Below are 15,911 nucleotides of genomic sequence, written 5' to 3'. Positions count from 1 at the left end.
TGTTCACCACTTCTATGCTAAAACTTCTGAAATCCGTCCGTCATGTTCTGCTAATAGTTGTTTGGCTTTTTGAAAATCAACGTGGGCTTTCGCCATTACAATGGCTGGTGCCACTTCTAGCTGTGCTGCCTCCAAGTATTCTTTGGCTTGCGATTCCTCGATTTCTGCTGCTTCTTTAATGATATTCGTGGCACGTTGAATTAATTTTTCGTTCGTTGGTTGTACGTTGACCATCAAATTTTGATAGATATTCCCTACTTTAACCATAATCCCTGTTGAAAACATATTTAACACCATTTTCTGTGCTGAACCCGCTTTCATTCTAGTTGATCCTGTAATGACTTCCGGTCCTACAATTGGCGCAATCCCAATTTCCGCCAATTGATTCATCGGACTTTGATTATTACAGGTAACTGAAATGGTTAGAGCGCCCACTTTTTTTCCGTATTCAATTGCGGAAACAGCATATGGTGTCCGACCACTAGCAGCAATCGCAATTACGACATCTCGGGCGGTCAATTGATGTTGCGTTAAATCTTCGATAGCTAATTCTTTCGAGTCTTCAGCGCCTTCAATTGCTTGATACATTGCTTTTTCACCACCAGCTAAAATACCAAATGCGCGTTCTGGCGACACACTATATGTGGGCGTTAATTCAATCGCATCCAAAGCACCTAAACGTCCAGACGTTCCTGCACCACAATAGATTAAACGGCCCCCTTTTTTAAATCGTTCTGCCGCTGCATCAATTGCTGCAGCAATCTGCGGAAGCACCTTTTCAATTGCTTGTGCTACCTTTTGGTCTTCTTGATTTATTAAAGTCACCATCTCTAATGTTGACACTTGGTCAATCTTTTTAGTCGCTTCATTTCTGGCTTCTGTCGTTAATCCTTCTAAGTTCATTTGCTTGCACACCCCTACTTCTCTTTTAGACGGCTGACAAGTTGACTCGTTTCAATCATATTGCGTTCAATTTCTGTGTCTAAATCATCTTGAATTGAACCTAAATACAGAACATCGCCAATTGCCATTGACGAAGCAATCGATGAAATAGCCCCAACTCGAATAAGGTGCTCATTATTTGGTACTAAAAGAACTTCATCGCTCAATGATCGCACGTTTTCTCCATCGTTACTGGTAATAAAAATAACCGTTGCGCCTCTATTTTTGGCAATTTCACAGGCAATTAAGGCTTCTTTTGTCAAACCACTATAGGAGACCGTGATCAAAATGTCTTGTGCCGTTGCATAATTTAAAAACTCCAACATCATGTGACTATCATAATTAAAAATTGCTTGGCGACCAGCGCGGTTAAACTTGTGATAAAGATTATAAGTCGTTAAAGAAGAGGCACCAATTCCAACCAAATGAATTTTTTCCGCTTTTTTAACATGCGCGATTGCTCGTTCCAAGGCTTGTTTATCCACTGTATAAAACAAATCCTCAATCGTAGCATTTAATAAAGATTCCACTTTCATACAAATAGTATCCACCGAATCATCTGCCGCTACAATTGGATCAATATCTTTTTTACCGTTACTGGCAGCTTGTACCGCTGCAATGGATAGTTTTAACTCTTCCCAGCTGTCAAATCCTAATTGTTTAGAAAAACGGGTAACTGACGCTGGAGAAGTTTCGCTATTGCTAGCAATTTCGTTTGCTGTTAATGAGAGAAGACGGGTCGGATCCTTCAGTATATAGTCTGCGATTCTCTTATTTACTTTGGAAAAGTCCTTATATTTTTGTCTGATTGAACGGATTGGCTCCATCTTCTCATCTCCATTTCTATTTTATGAAAGTTAAAATTGCTTCGTTTGGTTCAGAAGGGATCATCTGTGCGGTAATAGTCACCCCATTATCTGTTAAACGACGAACGGTTTGAATATCTTCATCGGTTAATGCAACAGATTTTTTAATTGCTCGACTGCCTTCTTTTTGAGAAATATTGCCGACATTGAAGCTCTGTAACGGAACACCGCCATCAATTAAAGCCGCCATGTCTGCAATGTCTTTCGTAATTAAAAAGACTTTTTCTTCATCATAATTGCCTGCTAAAATTTTTTCAATCGCTTTACGTTTTGATAAAATGGATAATTTAACTCCTGCAGGCTTAGCCATTTTTAAGGCACCAATTTGTAATTGATCTTTGACCGCGGCATCATTTACTACCATGATTCTTTGTGCTCCAACCGTATTTGTCCAAACAGTTGCAACTTGTCCGTGAATTAAACGCTCATCTACTCTTGCATGTACAATTGTCATAATAAATCTCTCCTATTATATACTATTTTTTTAAAATAAACCGCCAACCCAAGCCAACATTGGTTGTAAATTGCCTAAAACCATGCCAATTAAAATTAAAACAAAGATTAGCCGTGTTGAATTCATTTTCTTTTTCCCTAGTAACCAATAGGATAAAAGAACAATCCCTAAAGGAATTAATGCGGGTAAAATTTTATCCAACATTTCTTGAACAGATAATGTTACATCTCCCATTTTATAAGTTAAATCTAATTTGTAAGTAATTACCGAAGGAATCAAACCGCCGACCACCGTTAACCCTAAAATAGCTGCACCTTGCGTAAACAATTTCATTTTATCCGCAAATTCTGTCGCAATTTTTTTCCCTTGATGGTAACCAATCCAAGTGAATTTATAGCGAACCCATAGGACCACTGCTCCGGCAATTAACGGGATCAGTAACCCAACAACCTGGCCCCCTTGCGCCATGTAAGCTGCAATCGAAAAAACAATCGCACGATAAATCGCGATAAAAATGGTATCACCAACACCAGCAAACGGACCCATTAGACCTGTTTTCAAGCCAGTAATGGCCGTTTCATCTTCAATGCCGACTTCTTCTTCCAAAGCCATATCAGCTCCGACAATTAAATGCGACATGGCTGGCGTTGTATTCATAAAGCCAAGATGTGTCTTCAAGGCTTTCTTCATAGCTACTGGATCTTCACTGTATAGTCGCTTTAATGCAGGCATCATCACCCAAGCGTAACCAAGTCCTTGCATTTTTTCATAGTTCCAGCCCCACTGATAGCCAAAAAGATTACGGACGTAAACTTTATTAATATCCTTTTTTGTTAATTTGTTAGTCATCAATCTCAACCTCCTCATCATCTTCGTAAATAACCGTGCCACTTGTTGTAGCTGCGCCGCCTTTGTTATGATTCATCACATAAATCGCTGCTAAAGCCAAGCCAACCAGTGCGACACCTAAAACTGAGAAGAATTGGGCCCCATAAGCAAGTAACACGAACCCAATAATAAAATAGGGCCAGTATGTTTTAATTGGTAAGTAACGCATTAAAATAGCAATCCCCATCGCTGGTAAAATAGCGCCTGCTGCTTTTAGCCCATTCATCACCCAAATAGGAATCCAATTATTGATAGCGTTTACAACTTGTTCACCAAAAGCTAGGCCAATAAAAACTGGGATGACACGAGAAATCGTCCAAGGAAAAATTCCTAAAACATTGCAGCGCTCGACCCCTTTATAATTGCCTTCTTCCGCATAGCGATCTGCTTTGTGTTGGAAAAACGTATTAGCCATTCTGCCTAAAATATCTAGTTGTGTTAATAATAACCCAATTGGAACCGCAACTCCGATACCATACTCTGCCCCTTTCCCTGAAATGATTGCATAAGCCGTTCCCATAATGGCCCCTGAAAGAAAGTCTGGGACTGTTGCTCCTCCATAAGTCGCTACGCCTAATGTCATCAATTGAAGCGTTGCCCCAATCATCAAACCTGTTTGAACATCTCCTAAGACTAGGCCAGTAAACGTTGCAGCAAACAATGGTGTATATGGACCAATCTGAATAGAAATTTGGTCAAGTACACCAACAACTGTGTAAAGACATAAAATCAAAATAATACCAATCGATACTGTCATGCTTTCTCATCCTCCTTGAATGCGTTTTCTTTTTTGCATTTGTAGAATACCATTAAAGAAATATCATTTCAAGTTCTTTTTAAAATATTTTTAAATGAAATTACATTTCTTATATAATTTTTGTGCTATACTAAAAGAAAACGGTTTAGGAGTGATTATGTGCGGGTTTTGCTGATTTATTTCATAACTATTTTTCTATCCAATACAGTTGGGGCGCTCTCTGGGATGGGTGGAGGCGTCATTATTAAGCCTGTTTTGGATTTTCTTGGGTTCCATTCGTTAAATAGTATTGCGTTCTATTCAAGTGTCGCTGTTTTTGTCATGTCCATTTCTTCGACTTATAAACAGTATCAAAATGGTGTCCAAATTGAATGGAAAAAAGCCGCGAGTATTTCGTTTGGTTCCTTAGTCGGCGGCATGTTAGGTGATTTACTTCTTAATCAGGCGATTGCACTAGCGCCAAATGAAGAAAAAGTACAACTAATCCAATATATCATCATGTTGCTGACCTTGGTTTTGGTTCTTCTCTACAATCAATTTTCCAACTGGCACTTACACCTCAACGGATTGAGCATTTTTCTGATTGTCGGATTAGGCTTAGGGATTCTATCAACCTTTTTAGGCATCGGTGGCGGTCCCATTAATGTAGCTTGCCTTATTCTCTTTTTTGGAATGGATATCAAATCAGCAACTGTCTATTCCATCATTACTATTTTTTTCTCCCAACTCGCCAAACTTGGCAATATCGGCTTGACCACAGGGTTTGCGGTTTTTGATTTGACAATGCTTTGGGCTATTATTCCTGCCGCTTTATTCGGTGGTTATGTCGGCGGTCTTTTCAGTAAAAAATTATCCCAACAACGGGTCGCCCAAATTTATAGTTTAGTTGTTTTTTTAGTTATTTTGTTAAATATGTATAATTTGTGGACTGTTATCTAAAAAAGAAGCGCTTTGTCGTATAGACAAAGCGCTTCTTTTTTAATTAAATCACTGTTAATTTAACGTCTATATTATTTCTCGTTGCTTTAGAATATGGGCAAATTTCGTGGGCTTTTTTAACAAGTTCTTCTGCTTTAGCTTGATTTACCCCATCAATATGAACTTCTAATTCAGCACCAACGCTAAACCCATCTTCTCCTTGGAATAAGGAAACACGTGCAGTTACTGTACTTTTACCTTCGACTTTTTCTTGATCCATCACTAATTCTAACGCACCGTTAAAGCAAGCACTGTAAGCCGCTGCGAATAATTGTTCTGGATTTGTTGTATTTTCTTTCTTGACACCTGGCGAAGCAACCGCATAAGAAAATGATTTATCCGGTGAGTGAACTTCTCCTGCACGTCCACCCGTATTAATGATAGTTGTTTCATAGATTTTTTTCATGTAAATTCCTCTCCTTTGTAAAGTTTTACACTTCTGAGAACTTGTTACTTACATAATTATTGTAGGAAACTTTGTCAGATACAGCAAACGTTGTGCTTGTGAATAATAAAAAATAACATTTAACGTTGTATTTTTGACGTAGAAAAAGAACCCATTCTATGATAGGATAAAGTGAACTTGTACATTTGTACACAAACTATTTTACAAAGGAGACTTTCCCTTGACACACTTACTTGATTATCAACCATTAAACCTCTACACAAACTATCAAGAAGCCGCAGAAAAAACACCAACTGTTCCAATTATTTTTGATGAATCCTTGCCTGCTTTTCCTGCACTTGGCTTAGAAACAACTTATGGTGAAAGCCATCAAGAAATTTTGAAACGGGCATATCAATTAGCCGCTTTAGGTGTAAAAAAAGGCGACAAAATTATTATTTATAAAAGTCCTAAATTCGACACGTATTTACTAGCTGTTGCAGCCTCATATCTAGCAGCCGTTCCTGTAATGGTTTCATACCATTTACCTTTTGAAACAATTGAAGTATTCGTTGATCGTTTAGAAGATCCTTATATTTTATTTGATGATGTGACTGCTGAAAAAGTTCAAGCTGTTCGTAACAGCTCTGCCAATAAAAAACTTTCGGTTGCTTCTCTTTTAGAAGCTGATGCCACGGAAGTTCCTCAAGACGAACTGACTAAAGACGAAATTGCCTACATGACCCACACCTCTGGAACAACAGGTATTCCTAAACTTATCTGTCATTCCAATCACTCTATGGGTTGGCGTACAAAATGGCAAAAAACCATTTTTACAAAAATTGCTGAAAAGAAATTAGTTGGCTTTCATATTTCGCCAGTTCATTCTCGTTTTAACATTGGCGTGTCTTCTTTAATGGCTATGGGCTTCCCTATGATGCCTTTAGCAAATGCTTCGAGCGAAAAAGTCGCTGAAATGTTCAGCACCTATCAACCAATCGCTGTAGAAACACACCCCAATAACTTCGTTCAATGGGTTCGTTTGGCCAAAGAAAAACCTGAAGCTTTCGCTAGTGTCCATTATTATCATTCTACTTTTGATGCAATTAACAACGCTACAATGGTGGCTTTCTTAAAAGCATCTGCTGCCAATGAACCAATTTTCCTACAAGTTTATGGACAAAGTGAATGCGGGCCAATGATCTTACGAGCGCATACTTTAGACTCCTTAAAAGATTCAGATGCTCGTGACATGGGTGTTGGTTTAGAGGATTTAACACAAGCTCGAATTACCGATGAAAAAGGACAAGTTTTACCTGCGATGACGGACGGCCATATCCAATTTTTATCAAAAGGACGGGCCTTAACGTATTACAAAGAAGATGCCCGCTTTGCAGAAAATGTCTACGGCGAATGGTGGGACAGCGGCGATTACGGGATGTTAGATGAACGCGGCCACTTATTCTTGAAAGATCGCCAAGTAGATCTAATTGAAAACATCGACAGTAATTTAGCTATTGAAGATCATTTATTGGATGCATTAGATTTCTTAGAAGAAGTGATTATTGTCCGTGGCAAAGAAAATGAACCTCAGCCAATTTTAGCGGTTGTCCCTGGGGAAGAAATGGATTGGGACGCTTGGTGGACACAAGTAGCCGATTTACCACATTTAAACGAACCTATCATTATGGCTTTTGATGAAATCCCTCACACAGCTACTATGAAAGTGCAACGTTTACAACTAGAAAAATGGTTAAAAGAACAATAAAATAAAATTCTTTGTTAAACAGTGTTGGTCAAAAGAACGTTTAGACCAGCGCTGGAGCAAGTGGAGCAGAAAGCTAAAAAGTTAACTCGTTGTAGGTTATCTTAATCTTTAAAAAGAGGGGTAGTCGTCGTTTTGACGGCTGCTCCTCTTTCTTTTGCATACCGTTAATTAAATCCTTTTTGTGAAGAGCTTGACATGGGATGGTTCCCACAAATTATACTTAGCTTATTCAAAGAATGGAGTGAGCAAGTATGAAAATTTTAATTAAACAAGATTTCGACGCGATGAGCGAATGGGCAAAAATGTTACTTCTAAGCACGATGAGCCAAGATAAACGAGTGAATTTATCAATTACCGCTGGCAAAACGCCAACACTTGTTTACCAAAAATTAGCCTCAATTGTGAAAAATTCATCTGACTTTGATAATGTTCATTATTATAACTTTGATGAAATCCCCGTTCCTCATCAAAAGGAAGGCATTACTTTGACAGATTTGCGGACGCTGTATTTGACACCTGCAGAAATATCCGAGCAAAACATCCATCCATTAACTGTTGAAAACTTTCAACAACAAGAACAACGGATTGCTGACGCAGGCGGCTTAGATTTGATGTTAATTGGCTTAGGAGCAGATGGTCATTTTTGTGGGAACATGCCCACTACCACTCATTTTAAAAATGAAACCTATCAAGTGACCGTCACTGGTTCAGAGCCTTGGTTTGTTCCTGAAATGATGCAGCCAGGCATGACCTTTGTTACGATGGGGCCAGCCAGCATCATGAAAGTTAAACACCTTGTCCTAATTGTAAATGGTGAACAAAAAGCTCAGATGGTCAAACAAGTGCTCCAAGGATCTGTCACAGAAACGTATCCTGCTTCTATTCTTCAACTCCACCCAAATTTAACGGTTCTCTTGGATGAAGCCGCAGCGAGTCAATTAGAAAAATAAAAAATTGCGCCTAGATTATGCTTCTCTGCATAGTCATAGGCGCAATTTTGTTATCATTACATGATTTTTTGATACTGACTGTATTTTAGCAAATTCGTCTGGGAAAGTGTAACACCAATACCAAGTCCCTGAGGCACGGTCATTGTCCCTTGTTCTAAAACAAAAGGTTCAGTGATGATATCTTCATAAAAATAGCGTTCCGTGGCTGAAATATCACCTGGAAAGGAAAAGGTAGGCTGTGACGCAAATTGCAAATTCAATGCGCGTCCAACACCAGACTCAAACATGCCACCTAACCAAACCAATAAATCATTTTCTTGGCAAAATGTGGTAATTTTCAACGCCTCGTGAATCCCACCTACACGAGGAATCTTCAAATTGATACTACGGCAACTGCCCAATGCTAACGCCACTTGGCAGTCTTTGAGACTACGAATATTTTCATCCAAACAAATTCTTGTCTTCAGTTCTCTTTGTAATTGTGCGTGATCTAAAAAATCATCTGCAGCAAAAGGCTGTTCAATCATCGCTAATTGATAGTGATCTAAACGTTGCAATTGAGGCAAATCAGCCAATGTATACGCTGAATTGGCATCGACCATTAAAGGCAAGTTAGGAAAATGCTGACGAATCAAAGCAACGGGTTCCACATCATAACCGGGACGAATTTTCAGCTTCACTCGTTGATACCCTTTTTCTACAGCTAACTGAACTTGTTTAAGTAATTGAGGTAAGTCTTCTTGAATCCCTAAACTAATCCCTACAGGAATTTTCCTCCGCGTTGGTCCAAAAAATTCAGTTAAACTCTTCTGTTGCCGTTTGGCATATAAATCCCAGATGGCAGTTTCTAACGCAGCTTTTCCCATCCAATGCCCTTTAACTTCTTCAAAAATTGTTGAAACCTCTTGCGGCTGTTCAATCGCTTCTGTTAAAAGTAACGGAATTAAATGCTGTTGGATGATGAAGCGTTCGGTTACCAACGTTTCTTGCACATAATCAGGTTGCTCAAAAGCCACTAATTCGCCAAACCCTTGATTTCCTTGCTCATCCGTTATTACAAATAAATCAAACGCTTTTTCTTCCAGGCGACCATAGCTCGTGACAAACGGCGTTTTTAAAGGCAAACGAACCTGATAGGTTTCAATTGATTGAATGTTCATTCAGATGGCTCCTTCCAATAACGCTGTCACCTTTTCATAGAAAATCGTTGGTTGTTCCAAATGGATACAATGTCCTGCTTCAGGAAAAATTGTCAGCCTCAACAACGGTTGACGTGCCTGCATTTTTTTCGCAATTCCAATAAATTTTTGATCTTCGCCGCCTACCAATAAATCGGTAGGAATCGGCTGCAATTCTGCTAGACGTTCCCAGTAACTCTCTTGCGCTCCTGTACCCATATACCACAAACTACTAGCCAATCCAAAGGCCGATTGGCTCAAACGTTCCTGACGAATGGCCATTTGCTGTGCCACAGACAAGGCTTTTTGCGTTTGAAATAACGGTAATTCTTGCCAGAAATCAATAAAATCCACCAGCGGTTCCTCTAAGAGACGTTCCGCCAAACGATGATCTTGACAGATACGAGCCTGACGTTCTGCGGCGGTGGCCAAACCTGGTGATCCACTTTCCAATAAAAGATGCTGTACCTTTTGTGGATAATGTAATGCAAAACCTAAAGCTGTTCGAGCGCCCATTGAATAGCCTAGTAAACAAAAGCAAGGCAAATTTAGCGATTCGGTTAGTTCAGCAAGATCATGGCAAACCTGTTTCATGGTATAACGCTCTGGTGCTACCAAACTAGCAGTCGCGCCATGCCCAGGTAAATCAATGCCTAAAACGTTATAAGGTGTTTGACTGGGAAAAACGGCTGCAAACGTGGCTAACGTTCCTGTGAAACCGTGTAAACAGACTACTGTCGTTCGCTTTGCATCAAAAGGTGTTAACCATTGATAATGGTACTGCATCCCCCGAATTAACCGTTCCATGAAATCCCCTGTCTTTCTACTCGTCTACCAATTTCAGCTAAAATTGATTCGTACAAATGAACATTCTCTTGACGATTCCCTTTGACTTCGATCACTTGAAATTGTGGTTCTTCAGCCGCTGTTTGTAAAATTTGCTTGAGCTCCGCGATTGTTTTGACTTCTTGGTACGAAGCACCGTAAAGTTCAGCAACTAACGAGAAATCTAAATCAAGCGGTGTTCCAAATAAAGGCTCGAAATCGTCCTCATGTAAAGTTCGTTGAGATAGAAAAGAGAAAATCCCGCCACCATTGTTATTTAATAAAACAATTGTTAACGGCAACTGATAGCGTTTAGCCAAAAATAAACCATTCATATCATGATATAGTGCTAAATCACCAATCAGTAGAACGTTTTGCTGTGTCGGTGCTACGGCACTCATTCCTAAAGCAGTTGAAACAATCCCATCAATCCCATTGATGCCGCGATTTCCAAACATCCGATAAGGGCGACTATCCATAAATCGATCTAAGTAGCGGATAGCCATACTATTAGATACAAATAACTGACCGTTCTCTTTCATCGTTTGGTGAACAGCTAAGCTGGCTGTTGTTTCATTTAATTCTGTCGCGTTCAGCGTTTCTAGAAGAACTTCAGAGACCGTTTTTTCCAGCAGGAGCCATTGTGCTAACCAAGTCGCTTCTGTTGGTTTGACAACCGTTAGCAGTTGTTCTACAAACGTGGTTTCCTTTGCCTGAATAACGGTTTGTGATTTTTTCAATTGCTCTTGCCATTGCCCATTTTCGTCCACAAAATAAAAAGCAGTCTCTGTCGTTGCTAAGCGTTTCAACCATAACATGATGTTTTTAGAAATTGGCAGCGAACCAAAACGCACTACCACTTCTGGTTCTTGTGGCAAGGTCGCCACATTTAGAAACAGATCACTGTGTGCAATAACAACTTTACTCTTTCGCCCATGTGTCACAATGTTTGCTAAAGGATCCGCTAGTAACGGCCATTGCAAAGCTTCGGCTAATTGAATAAATAACGCCGCTTCTTCCTCTGTATGACTGCCACCGACAACCAAGACGCCGTTTTTCTGGTACCATTGATCCGCTAACTGTTGCACTTGTTCTGTAGAAAGGATTGATTGGCCAGCGAATAAAGCCGTTTGTTGAGAACTCTTTGTTTTTCTCTCTAAGTCAGGTAATAATGGTTCCCGCAAAGGAAAATTCAAATGAACAGGTGCAGCAGGCGTTTGTTGAGCGAATGCTGCTCCTTTAGCGCCTTGCCAATAGGCGTAATTCAACATCTCTTCTGTTGCTTCTGGCAAAGCCATTTCAACAAATAATTTCACGTGATTTTGATACATTTGTAATTGGTCCATGGCTTGAGGAGCGCCAACTTGACGTAACTCATGCGGCCGATCCGTTGTTAAAACGACTAAGGGTATATGGCTAATATTGGCTTCGCAAATTGCTGGATAATAGTTTGCAGCTGCTGTTCCAGAGGTACAAAGTAAGACCACTGGTTTTTGACTCGCTTTACTTAATCCTAAAGCAAAAAAAGCAGCGGAACGTTCATCGACATCGACAAAAGTTTGGATTGCGGTTTCCCGATGAAGTAATAAAGCCAGTGGTGTGGAACGGGACCCTGGACTAATGACTGCTTGTTCAACCCCACTATTTTTTAAGCCTTCAATAAAGGCCGTTAAATAATCGGTCATTGTTTCTTGATGATTCATTAAACCTGCCCTCCAATTCCTCGTAACATCGGTTGAAATTTTATTTTCGTTTCTTCTCTTTCTAGCTCTGCTTGGGAATCCGCAACAATACCACAACCTGCATAAAGAACGCCTTGCTGACCAGCAAAGACACCTGAACGCAAGGCCACAGCAAACTCGCCACTATCATCATTCCCTGAAATCCAACCGATTGGCGCACCATATAACCCACGACTCCCTGGCTCATATTGTCGAATCCATTCGACTGCCAACTCTTTGGGCTCACCGCCTAAAGCTGGCGTTGGGTGTAGTTGCATCACACTTTCCAAGAACGAAATTCCCGGCTTACGTTGACCCGAGATTGGCACATAAAGATGTTGTACATCTCGATTTTCCAAAATAATGGGTGCTTGAATACTGTTTTCAGAAGTCGTCATCTTCGCCAACTCTTTCGCTAAACGTTCCACCACAATTTGGTGTTCTCCGGTATTTTTGCGGTCTTGTAAAAGTTGTGCTCCTAAAGCTTTCGTTTCTTCTGGTGTTTGACCCGTTTTAATGGTTCCTGCAATACAAGCGGTCGCAAACGTTTCTTTAGTACCCAACAGAAGTCGTTCTGGTGTTGCACCAATGAAACTTGTGTCTTTGGCTTCTAAAGCAAACAAATACGTATTTTGTTGTTGTGCCATTAAATTAACGAGCACTTGGTTACTTCGAATTTTTTCAGGACTGCTCACAGCAAGTTGTCGAGCCAAAACCACTTTTTTTAAAGGGCCATCTTCTCTTAAGACTGCTACGGTTTCGTTGACAGCTTGTAGCCATTCAGTCACGGCAACTTCTTCCTTGTCAATCTTTGTTTCCGCTACAGCTGGCAACTCCTCACAGGTAGCTAACAAGCGATCAAACTGAGCCACCAAAGTCGACCAACGTTCCTCGACTTCTTGTTCACTAGAACCTGAAAAGTTCAGCGTTCCATAAATACGTGAACCTGAAAAAGTAAATAGAATACTTGGTAGATAAAACCAACCTTCCCCTAACTCTCCCCAGGCCTCAGTAGGCGTTTGTTCTGTATCAAAAGGCAAACCGCCAAACAGAAGGGCCCCCGTACCAGAAATAGACATATTTTGAAAACGAGTTGCCGCCTCTTTTTTTAAAAAGTTGTTCAATTGATGCGTTTCTGTTTCTGCGCCTTTTAAGATAGTTTCATATCCGAAGCCAACCAAAGCAAAATCTTTTTTCGGCGTTTGCCAAAAAAAACGTTCTCCTTGGTATGCCTTTTCACCAGCGGCAAAAATTGCCAAGGCTGTTTGTTCTGTTTCTAATGGAAAAACCCAACTGAACTGACGGGCATTCTTCTGATAGGCTTGTCGTAATTCATCAGGCAATTTCATCTGATTAAAAACGCCTCTCTTTCTTCTGTCATGAAACGATGTTTGGCAATCTTTCCACTTGCTGTTTGCGGGAAAGAATGACAAAAATAAATGCGTTTCGGTCGTTTATATTTTGCCAGTTTTCGTGAACACTGGTCTTGAATTTGCGCTAAGGTGATTTCTTGGTCACTAATCACATATGCAACTGGGACGGCTCCCCATTGCGCATCTGGTTCTCCTACAACTGCCGCTGCTTTAATTCCTGTTATCGCCTGTAACACCTGTTCAACCTCAGTGGGGTAAATATTTTCACCACCAGAGATAATGAGTTCACTTAAACGACTAACCAAATACAGGTAACCTTGTGCATCTAAATAGCCCATGTCGCCTGTTTTAAACCAACCATCTGCTGTCCATTTTTCAGGTTGACGCTGGTTAAGGTAACCTGAAACAACGTTTGGTCCCTTAAGTAAAATTTCCCCGACTTGCTTTTCTGGCTGTTCTTGTCCTAGTTCATCAACAATTTTGATCTGCATATCTTTTAACGGTTGCCCAGCAGAGCCGATTTTCAGCGCCGCATCTTCAAATTTCAAGGCAACAACTTGCGAACACGTTTCCGTCATCCCGTAAGATTGAATGACTGGAATCCCTTTTTCCTCACACTGCGCTAATTTATCCGGAGCAATCGGTCCGCCGCCTAATAGCATTCCTTTAAAGCTGGCGCTGTAGCCAGCTTCAGGATAGACAGACAATAATTGTTGTAACATTGTCGCAACCACTGAAATGACGGTTCCACGGCCTTCTTGTAAATCTTGTGTCACTTGCTGTTCATCAAATTTATCGTAAAGGCGAATACTACAACCTAAGACGAGTTGTCGAACAACAATCGACAATCCGCTAATATGAAATAATGGGACTGCACACAACCAACAATCTTCAGCAGTAATCCCCATATTTTCTTGGGTGCCTCTAGCACTGGCCAAATGATTTTTAAACCGTTGCAAAACCCCTTTAGGTTGTCCTGTAGTTCCAGATGTATACATAATAGAAGCCACCGACTCTAAGTCACTTGGCTGTTGAAACTCCTGACGTGAAAGACTATGTTGTTTTTTAACCATTGGCTGAACGTCAACAAAAGAAATCTCCTCTAACAAAGCCTGCGTTTCAGGCGCACCAATAATCGTTTTAACTTGCGCATCTTTTAACTGAAAAGTCAGTTCAGCAAGTGTCAAATGCGTATTTAAAAATAATAACTCTTTCCCCAATTCCCATAAGGCTAGAATTGAAAAATACAACTCTTTGCTGTTCTTACTGAATAAAGCCACACGTTTTTCTTCTGGTGCAAGCACCTGTTGATATGTGGCTACCCAATGGCTGACTTCTTGTTGCACTTCTAAAAACGTCCAAGATTCATCCTGAAAATAAAAAGCAGGATGATCGGGACGTTTTTGTACTTGTTTATTTAACCAAGTCATTGGTTTATGGGAATTTAGGGAATTGATCGAAATCTGGTGTCCGTTTTTCTTTAAATGCATCTCGGCCTTCTTGTGCTTCAGCCATTGTATAGTAAAGAAGTGTCGCATCACCAGCTAATTGTTGCACACCAGCCAAGCCATCTGTATCGGCATTTAAAGAGGCTTTAATCATCCGTAAAGCAATCGGGCTTTTGGTTAACATTTCTTCTGCCCACTCCATTGTCACATCTTCTACTTGATCCAATGGAACAACCGTATTAATCCAGCCCATATCTAAAGCTTCTTGAGCAGAATACTGTTTACACATAAACCAAACTTCTTTCGCTTTTTTATGGCCGATAACGCGCGCCAAGTAACCTGAGCCGTATCCACCATCAAAGCTACCGACATTTGGTCCTGTTTGCCCAAACTTAGCATTTTCAGCCGCAATTGTTAAATCACAAACTAATTGTAAAACATTGCCGCCGCCAATGGACCAGCCTTTCACCATTGCGATGACTGGTTTGGGAATGACACGGATTAACCGTTGTAAATCTAACACATTTAAACGTGGAATATTGTCTTCGCCAACGTAACCACCATTACCTCGAACTTTTTGATCGCCACCAGAACAGAATGCTTGGTCACCTGCGCCTGTTAAAATAATAACCCCGACATCTTCTTTATCACGACTAATGTTGAATGCATCAATCATTTCCATGACTGTTTTTGGTGTGAATGCGTTGTGAACATGCGGGCGGTTGATAGTAATTTTTGCTACTTTGCCTGCTTGCTCAAATAAAATTTCATCATATTCTTTAATTGTTGTCCAGTTTCTCATTAGGAAACCTCCTTCATTAATCTCATCTTTTCTATTATACACAAGAATCGGCACTTTAGAGAAAAAGTCGCTTGAATTTTAAGAAAAAACATGGCTATTTCAAATTTTCTTCATTCCTGTATAATAAATAAAAAACCTTTTATTCTCTCTTTTATTAGAAAGGACTGATTACTATTCATCTTTTAGAGTATTTAGGCATCACGATTCAACACGTTTCTGCTGAGAAATGTCAGCTTACTTTAGCGGTAAAAGACGTGCATAAACAACCCTATGGCCTTGTCCACGGGGGCTTAAACGGCATCTTAATTGAAACTGCCTGTAGTTTAGGTGCGAACGAAAACGTTCCTGAAAACACTTTTGCTGTCGGCATAGACTTACAAGTAAATCATCTTCGTAGTGTCCATGATGGTAGCCTTACCGTGATTGCGACGCCTGATCACTCGGGAAAGACCCTTCAAGTTTGGGAAGCAAAAATTTATAACGCAGACCACCAATTGACGAGCGTGGGGCGTTGTACCTTAACAAATCGACAAAAAAAACAGTAATCTTTACAGGTTACTGTTTTTTTGTTTATGG

The 15,911-nt window shown here is 40.2% G+C and carries 16 protein-coding genes; 4 read left to right on the top strand and 12 right to left on the bottom strand.

Features of this window, described 5'->3' with window-relative positions; translation table 11 throughout:
• Window positions 1-12: 12 nt before the first annotated feature.
• The 5 genes from murQ to IGJ41_RS02040 are packed head-to-tail and all read right to left on the bottom strand — an operon-like array spanning window position 13 to window position 3,907.
• Window positions 13-903 (bottom strand): N-acetylmuramic acid 6-phosphate etherase, encoded by an 891-nt coding sequence (gene murQ, locus IGJ41_RS02060; protein ID WP_002355340.1) that lies wholly within the window; start codon window positions 901-903, stop codon window positions 13-15.
• A gap of 14 nt (window positions 904-917) precedes the next feature.
• The gene (locus tag IGJ41_RS02055) at window positions 918-1,769 is read right to left on the bottom strand and encodes a MurR/RpiR family transcriptional regulator (RefSeq protein ID WP_002355339.1); all 852 of its coding nucleotides are present in this window, start codon (window positions 1,767-1,769) and stop codon (window positions 918-920) included.
• 16 nt (window positions 1,770-1,785) lie between these two features.
• Entirely contained in the window at window positions 1,786-2,262 is a 477-nt protein-coding gene (locus IGJ41_RS02050; RefSeq protein ID WP_002355337.1) for a PTS system mannose/fructose/N-acetylgalactosamine-transporter subunit IIB, read from the bottom strand.
• Between the two features lie 30 nt (window positions 2,263-2,292).
• Window positions 2,293-3,111: a PTS system mannose/fructose/sorbose family transporter subunit IID gene (locus tag IGJ41_RS02045; RefSeq protein WP_002355336.1), complete on the bottom strand. Its 819-nt coding sequence runs from the start codon at window positions 3,109-3,111 to the stop codon at window positions 2,293-2,295.
• On the bottom strand, window positions 3,104-3,907 hold the full coding sequence (locus IGJ41_RS02040; protein ID WP_002358431.1) for a PTS mannose/fructose/sorbose/N-acetylgalactosamine transporter subunit IIC: 804 nt from the start codon (window positions 3,905-3,907) through the stop codon (window positions 3,104-3,106). Before IGJ41_RS02040 ends, IGJ41_RS02045 begins: the two co-directional genes overlap by 8 nt.
• A 168-nt stretch (window positions 3,908-4,075) precedes the next feature.
• On the opposite strand from IGJ41_RS02040, the gene IGJ41_RS02035 reads away from it, so the two are divergent.
• Window positions 4,076-4,846, top strand: coding sequence for a sulfite exporter TauE/SafE family protein (locus IGJ41_RS02035; protein ID WP_225581367.1), 771 nt, complete (start codon window positions 4,076-4,078; stop codon window positions 4,844-4,846).
• A 43-nt stretch (window positions 4,847-4,889) separates the two neighbouring features.
• On the opposite strand, the gene IGJ41_RS02030 is transcribed toward IGJ41_RS02035, so the two are convergent.
• On the bottom strand, window positions 4,890-5,291 hold the full coding sequence (locus IGJ41_RS02030; RefSeq protein WP_153854042.1) for an organic hydroperoxide resistance protein: 402 nt from the start codon (window positions 5,289-5,291) through the stop codon (window positions 4,890-4,892).
• Window positions 5,292-5,511: 220 nt separating this feature from the next.
• On the opposite strand from IGJ41_RS02030, the gene IGJ41_RS02025 reads away from it, so the two are divergent.
• Window positions 5,512-7,038 (top strand): AMP-binding protein, encoded by a 1,527-nt coding sequence (locus tag IGJ41_RS02025; protein WP_002366111.1) that lies wholly within the window; start codon window positions 5,512-5,514, stop codon window positions 7,036-7,038.
• A 251-nt stretch (window positions 7,039-7,289) separates the two neighbouring features.
• The gene (locus IGJ41_RS02020) at window positions 7,290-7,988 is read left to right on the top strand and encodes a glucosamine-6-phosphate deaminase (RefSeq protein ID WP_438713786.1); all 699 of its coding nucleotides are present in this window, start codon (window positions 7,290-7,292) and stop codon (window positions 7,986-7,988) included.
• A gap of 56 nt (window positions 7,989-8,044) precedes the next feature.
• On the opposite strand, the gene menC is transcribed toward IGJ41_RS02020, so the two are convergent.
• The 6 genes from menC to menB are packed head-to-tail and all read right to left on the bottom strand — an operon-like array spanning window position 8,045 to window position 15,389.
• Window positions 8,045-9,148 carry an o-succinylbenzoate synthase gene (gene menC, locus IGJ41_RS02015; protein ID WP_153854043.1) on the bottom strand — a complete coding sequence of 368 codons (1,104 nt, stop codon included), beginning with the start codon at window positions 9,146-9,148 and terminating at the stop codon, window positions 8,045-8,047.
• Complete coding sequence (gene menH / locus IGJ41_RS02010; protein WP_002364943.1) at window positions 9,149-9,973, bottom strand: 2-succinyl-6-hydroxy-2,4-cyclohexadiene-1-carboxylate synthase; 825 nt, start codon at window positions 9,971-9,973, stop codon at window positions 9,149-9,151. It lies immediately after the preceding gene.
• Window positions 9,961-11,694: a 2-succinyl-5-enolpyruvyl-6-hydroxy-3-cyclohexene-1-carboxylic-acid synthase gene (gene menD / locus IGJ41_RS02005; protein WP_153854044.1), complete on the bottom strand. Its 1,734-nt coding sequence runs from the start codon at window positions 11,692-11,694 to the stop codon at window positions 9,961-9,963. Before menD ends, menH begins: the two co-directional genes overlap by 13 nt.
• Window positions 11,694-13,061 carry an isochorismate synthase gene (locus IGJ41_RS02000; protein WP_002407297.1) on the bottom strand — a complete coding sequence of 456 codons (1,368 nt, stop codon included), beginning with the start codon at window positions 13,059-13,061 and terminating at the stop codon, window positions 11,694-11,696. The genes menD and IGJ41_RS02000 overlap by 1 nt, the downstream gene beginning before the upstream one ends.
• Window positions 13,058-14,515 carry an o-succinylbenzoate--CoA ligase gene (locus tag IGJ41_RS01995; RefSeq protein ID WP_014524729.1) on the bottom strand — a complete coding sequence of 486 codons (1,458 nt, stop codon included), beginning with the start codon at window positions 14,513-14,515 and terminating at the stop codon, window positions 13,058-13,060. Before IGJ41_RS01995 ends, IGJ41_RS02000 begins: the two co-directional genes overlap by 4 nt.
• 4 nt (window positions 14,516-14,519) lie before the next feature.
• On the bottom strand, window positions 14,520-15,389 hold the full coding sequence (menB, locus tag IGJ41_RS01990) for a 1,4-dihydroxy-2-naphthoyl-CoA synthase (protein ID WP_002391106.1): 870 nt from the start codon (window positions 15,387-15,389) through the stop codon (window positions 14,520-14,522).
• A 110-nt stretch (window positions 15,390-15,499) separates the two neighbouring features.
• Between menB and IGJ41_RS01985 the strand changes: the two genes are divergently transcribed.
• Entirely contained in the window at window positions 15,500-15,880 is a 381-nt protein-coding gene (locus IGJ41_RS01985) for a PaaI family thioesterase (protein WP_002387902.1), read from the top strand.
• The last annotated feature ends 31 nt before the right edge of the window (window positions 15,881-15,911 follow it).

Origin of the sequence: Enterococcus sp. DIV1537a (assembly GCF_051712085.1) — a bacterium.
Classification (GTDB): domain Bacteria; phylum Bacillota; class Bacilli; order Lactobacillales; family Enterococcaceae; genus Enterococcus; species Enterococcus faecalis.
This window is presented reverse-complemented; position numbering and strand designations above follow the sequence as displayed.

Coding starts and splice junctions, on each gene's coding strand:
- murQ (WP_002355340.1), bottom strand. CDS start 903: ATGAACTTAGAAGGATTAACGACAGAAGCCAGAAATGAAGCGACTAAA.
- IGJ41_RS02055 (WP_002355339.1), bottom strand. CDS start 1,769: ATGGAGCCAATCCGTTCAATCAGACAAAAATATAAGGACTTTTCCAAA.
- IGJ41_RS02050 (WP_002355337.1), bottom strand. CDS start 2,262: ATGACAATTGTACATGCAAGAGTAGATGAGCGTTTAATTCACGGACAA.
- IGJ41_RS02045 (WP_002355336.1), bottom strand. CDS start 3,111: ATGACTAACAAATTAACAAAAAAGGATATTAATAAAGTTTACGTCCGT.
- IGJ41_RS02040 (WP_002358431.1), bottom strand. CDS start 3,907: ATGACAGTATCGATTGGTATTATTTTGATTTTATGTCTTTACACAGTT.
- IGJ41_RS02030 (WP_153854042.1), bottom strand. CDS start 5,291: ATGAAAAAAATCTATGAAACAACTATCATTAATACGGGTGGACGTGCA.
- IGJ41_RS02020 (WP_438713786.1), top strand. CDS start 7,290: ATGAAAATTTTAATTAAACAAGATTTCGACGCGATGAGCGAATGGGCA.
- menC (WP_153854043.1), bottom strand. CDS start 9,148: ATGAACATTCAATCAATTGAAACCTATCAGGTTCGTTTGCCTTTAAAA.
- menH (WP_002364943.1), bottom strand. CDS start 9,973: ATGGAACGGTTAATTCGGGGGATGCAGTACCATTATCAATGGTTAACA.
- menD (WP_153854044.1), bottom strand. CDS start 11,694: ATGAATCATCAAGAAACAATGACCGATTATTTAACGGCCTTTATTGAA.
- IGJ41_RS02000 (WP_002407297.1), bottom strand. CDS start 13,061: ATGAAATTGCCTGATGAATTACGACAAGCCTATCAGAAGAATGCCCGT.
- IGJ41_RS01995 (WP_014524729.1), bottom strand. CDS start 14,515: ATGACTTGGTTAAATAAACAAGTACAAAAACGTCCCGATCATCCTGCT.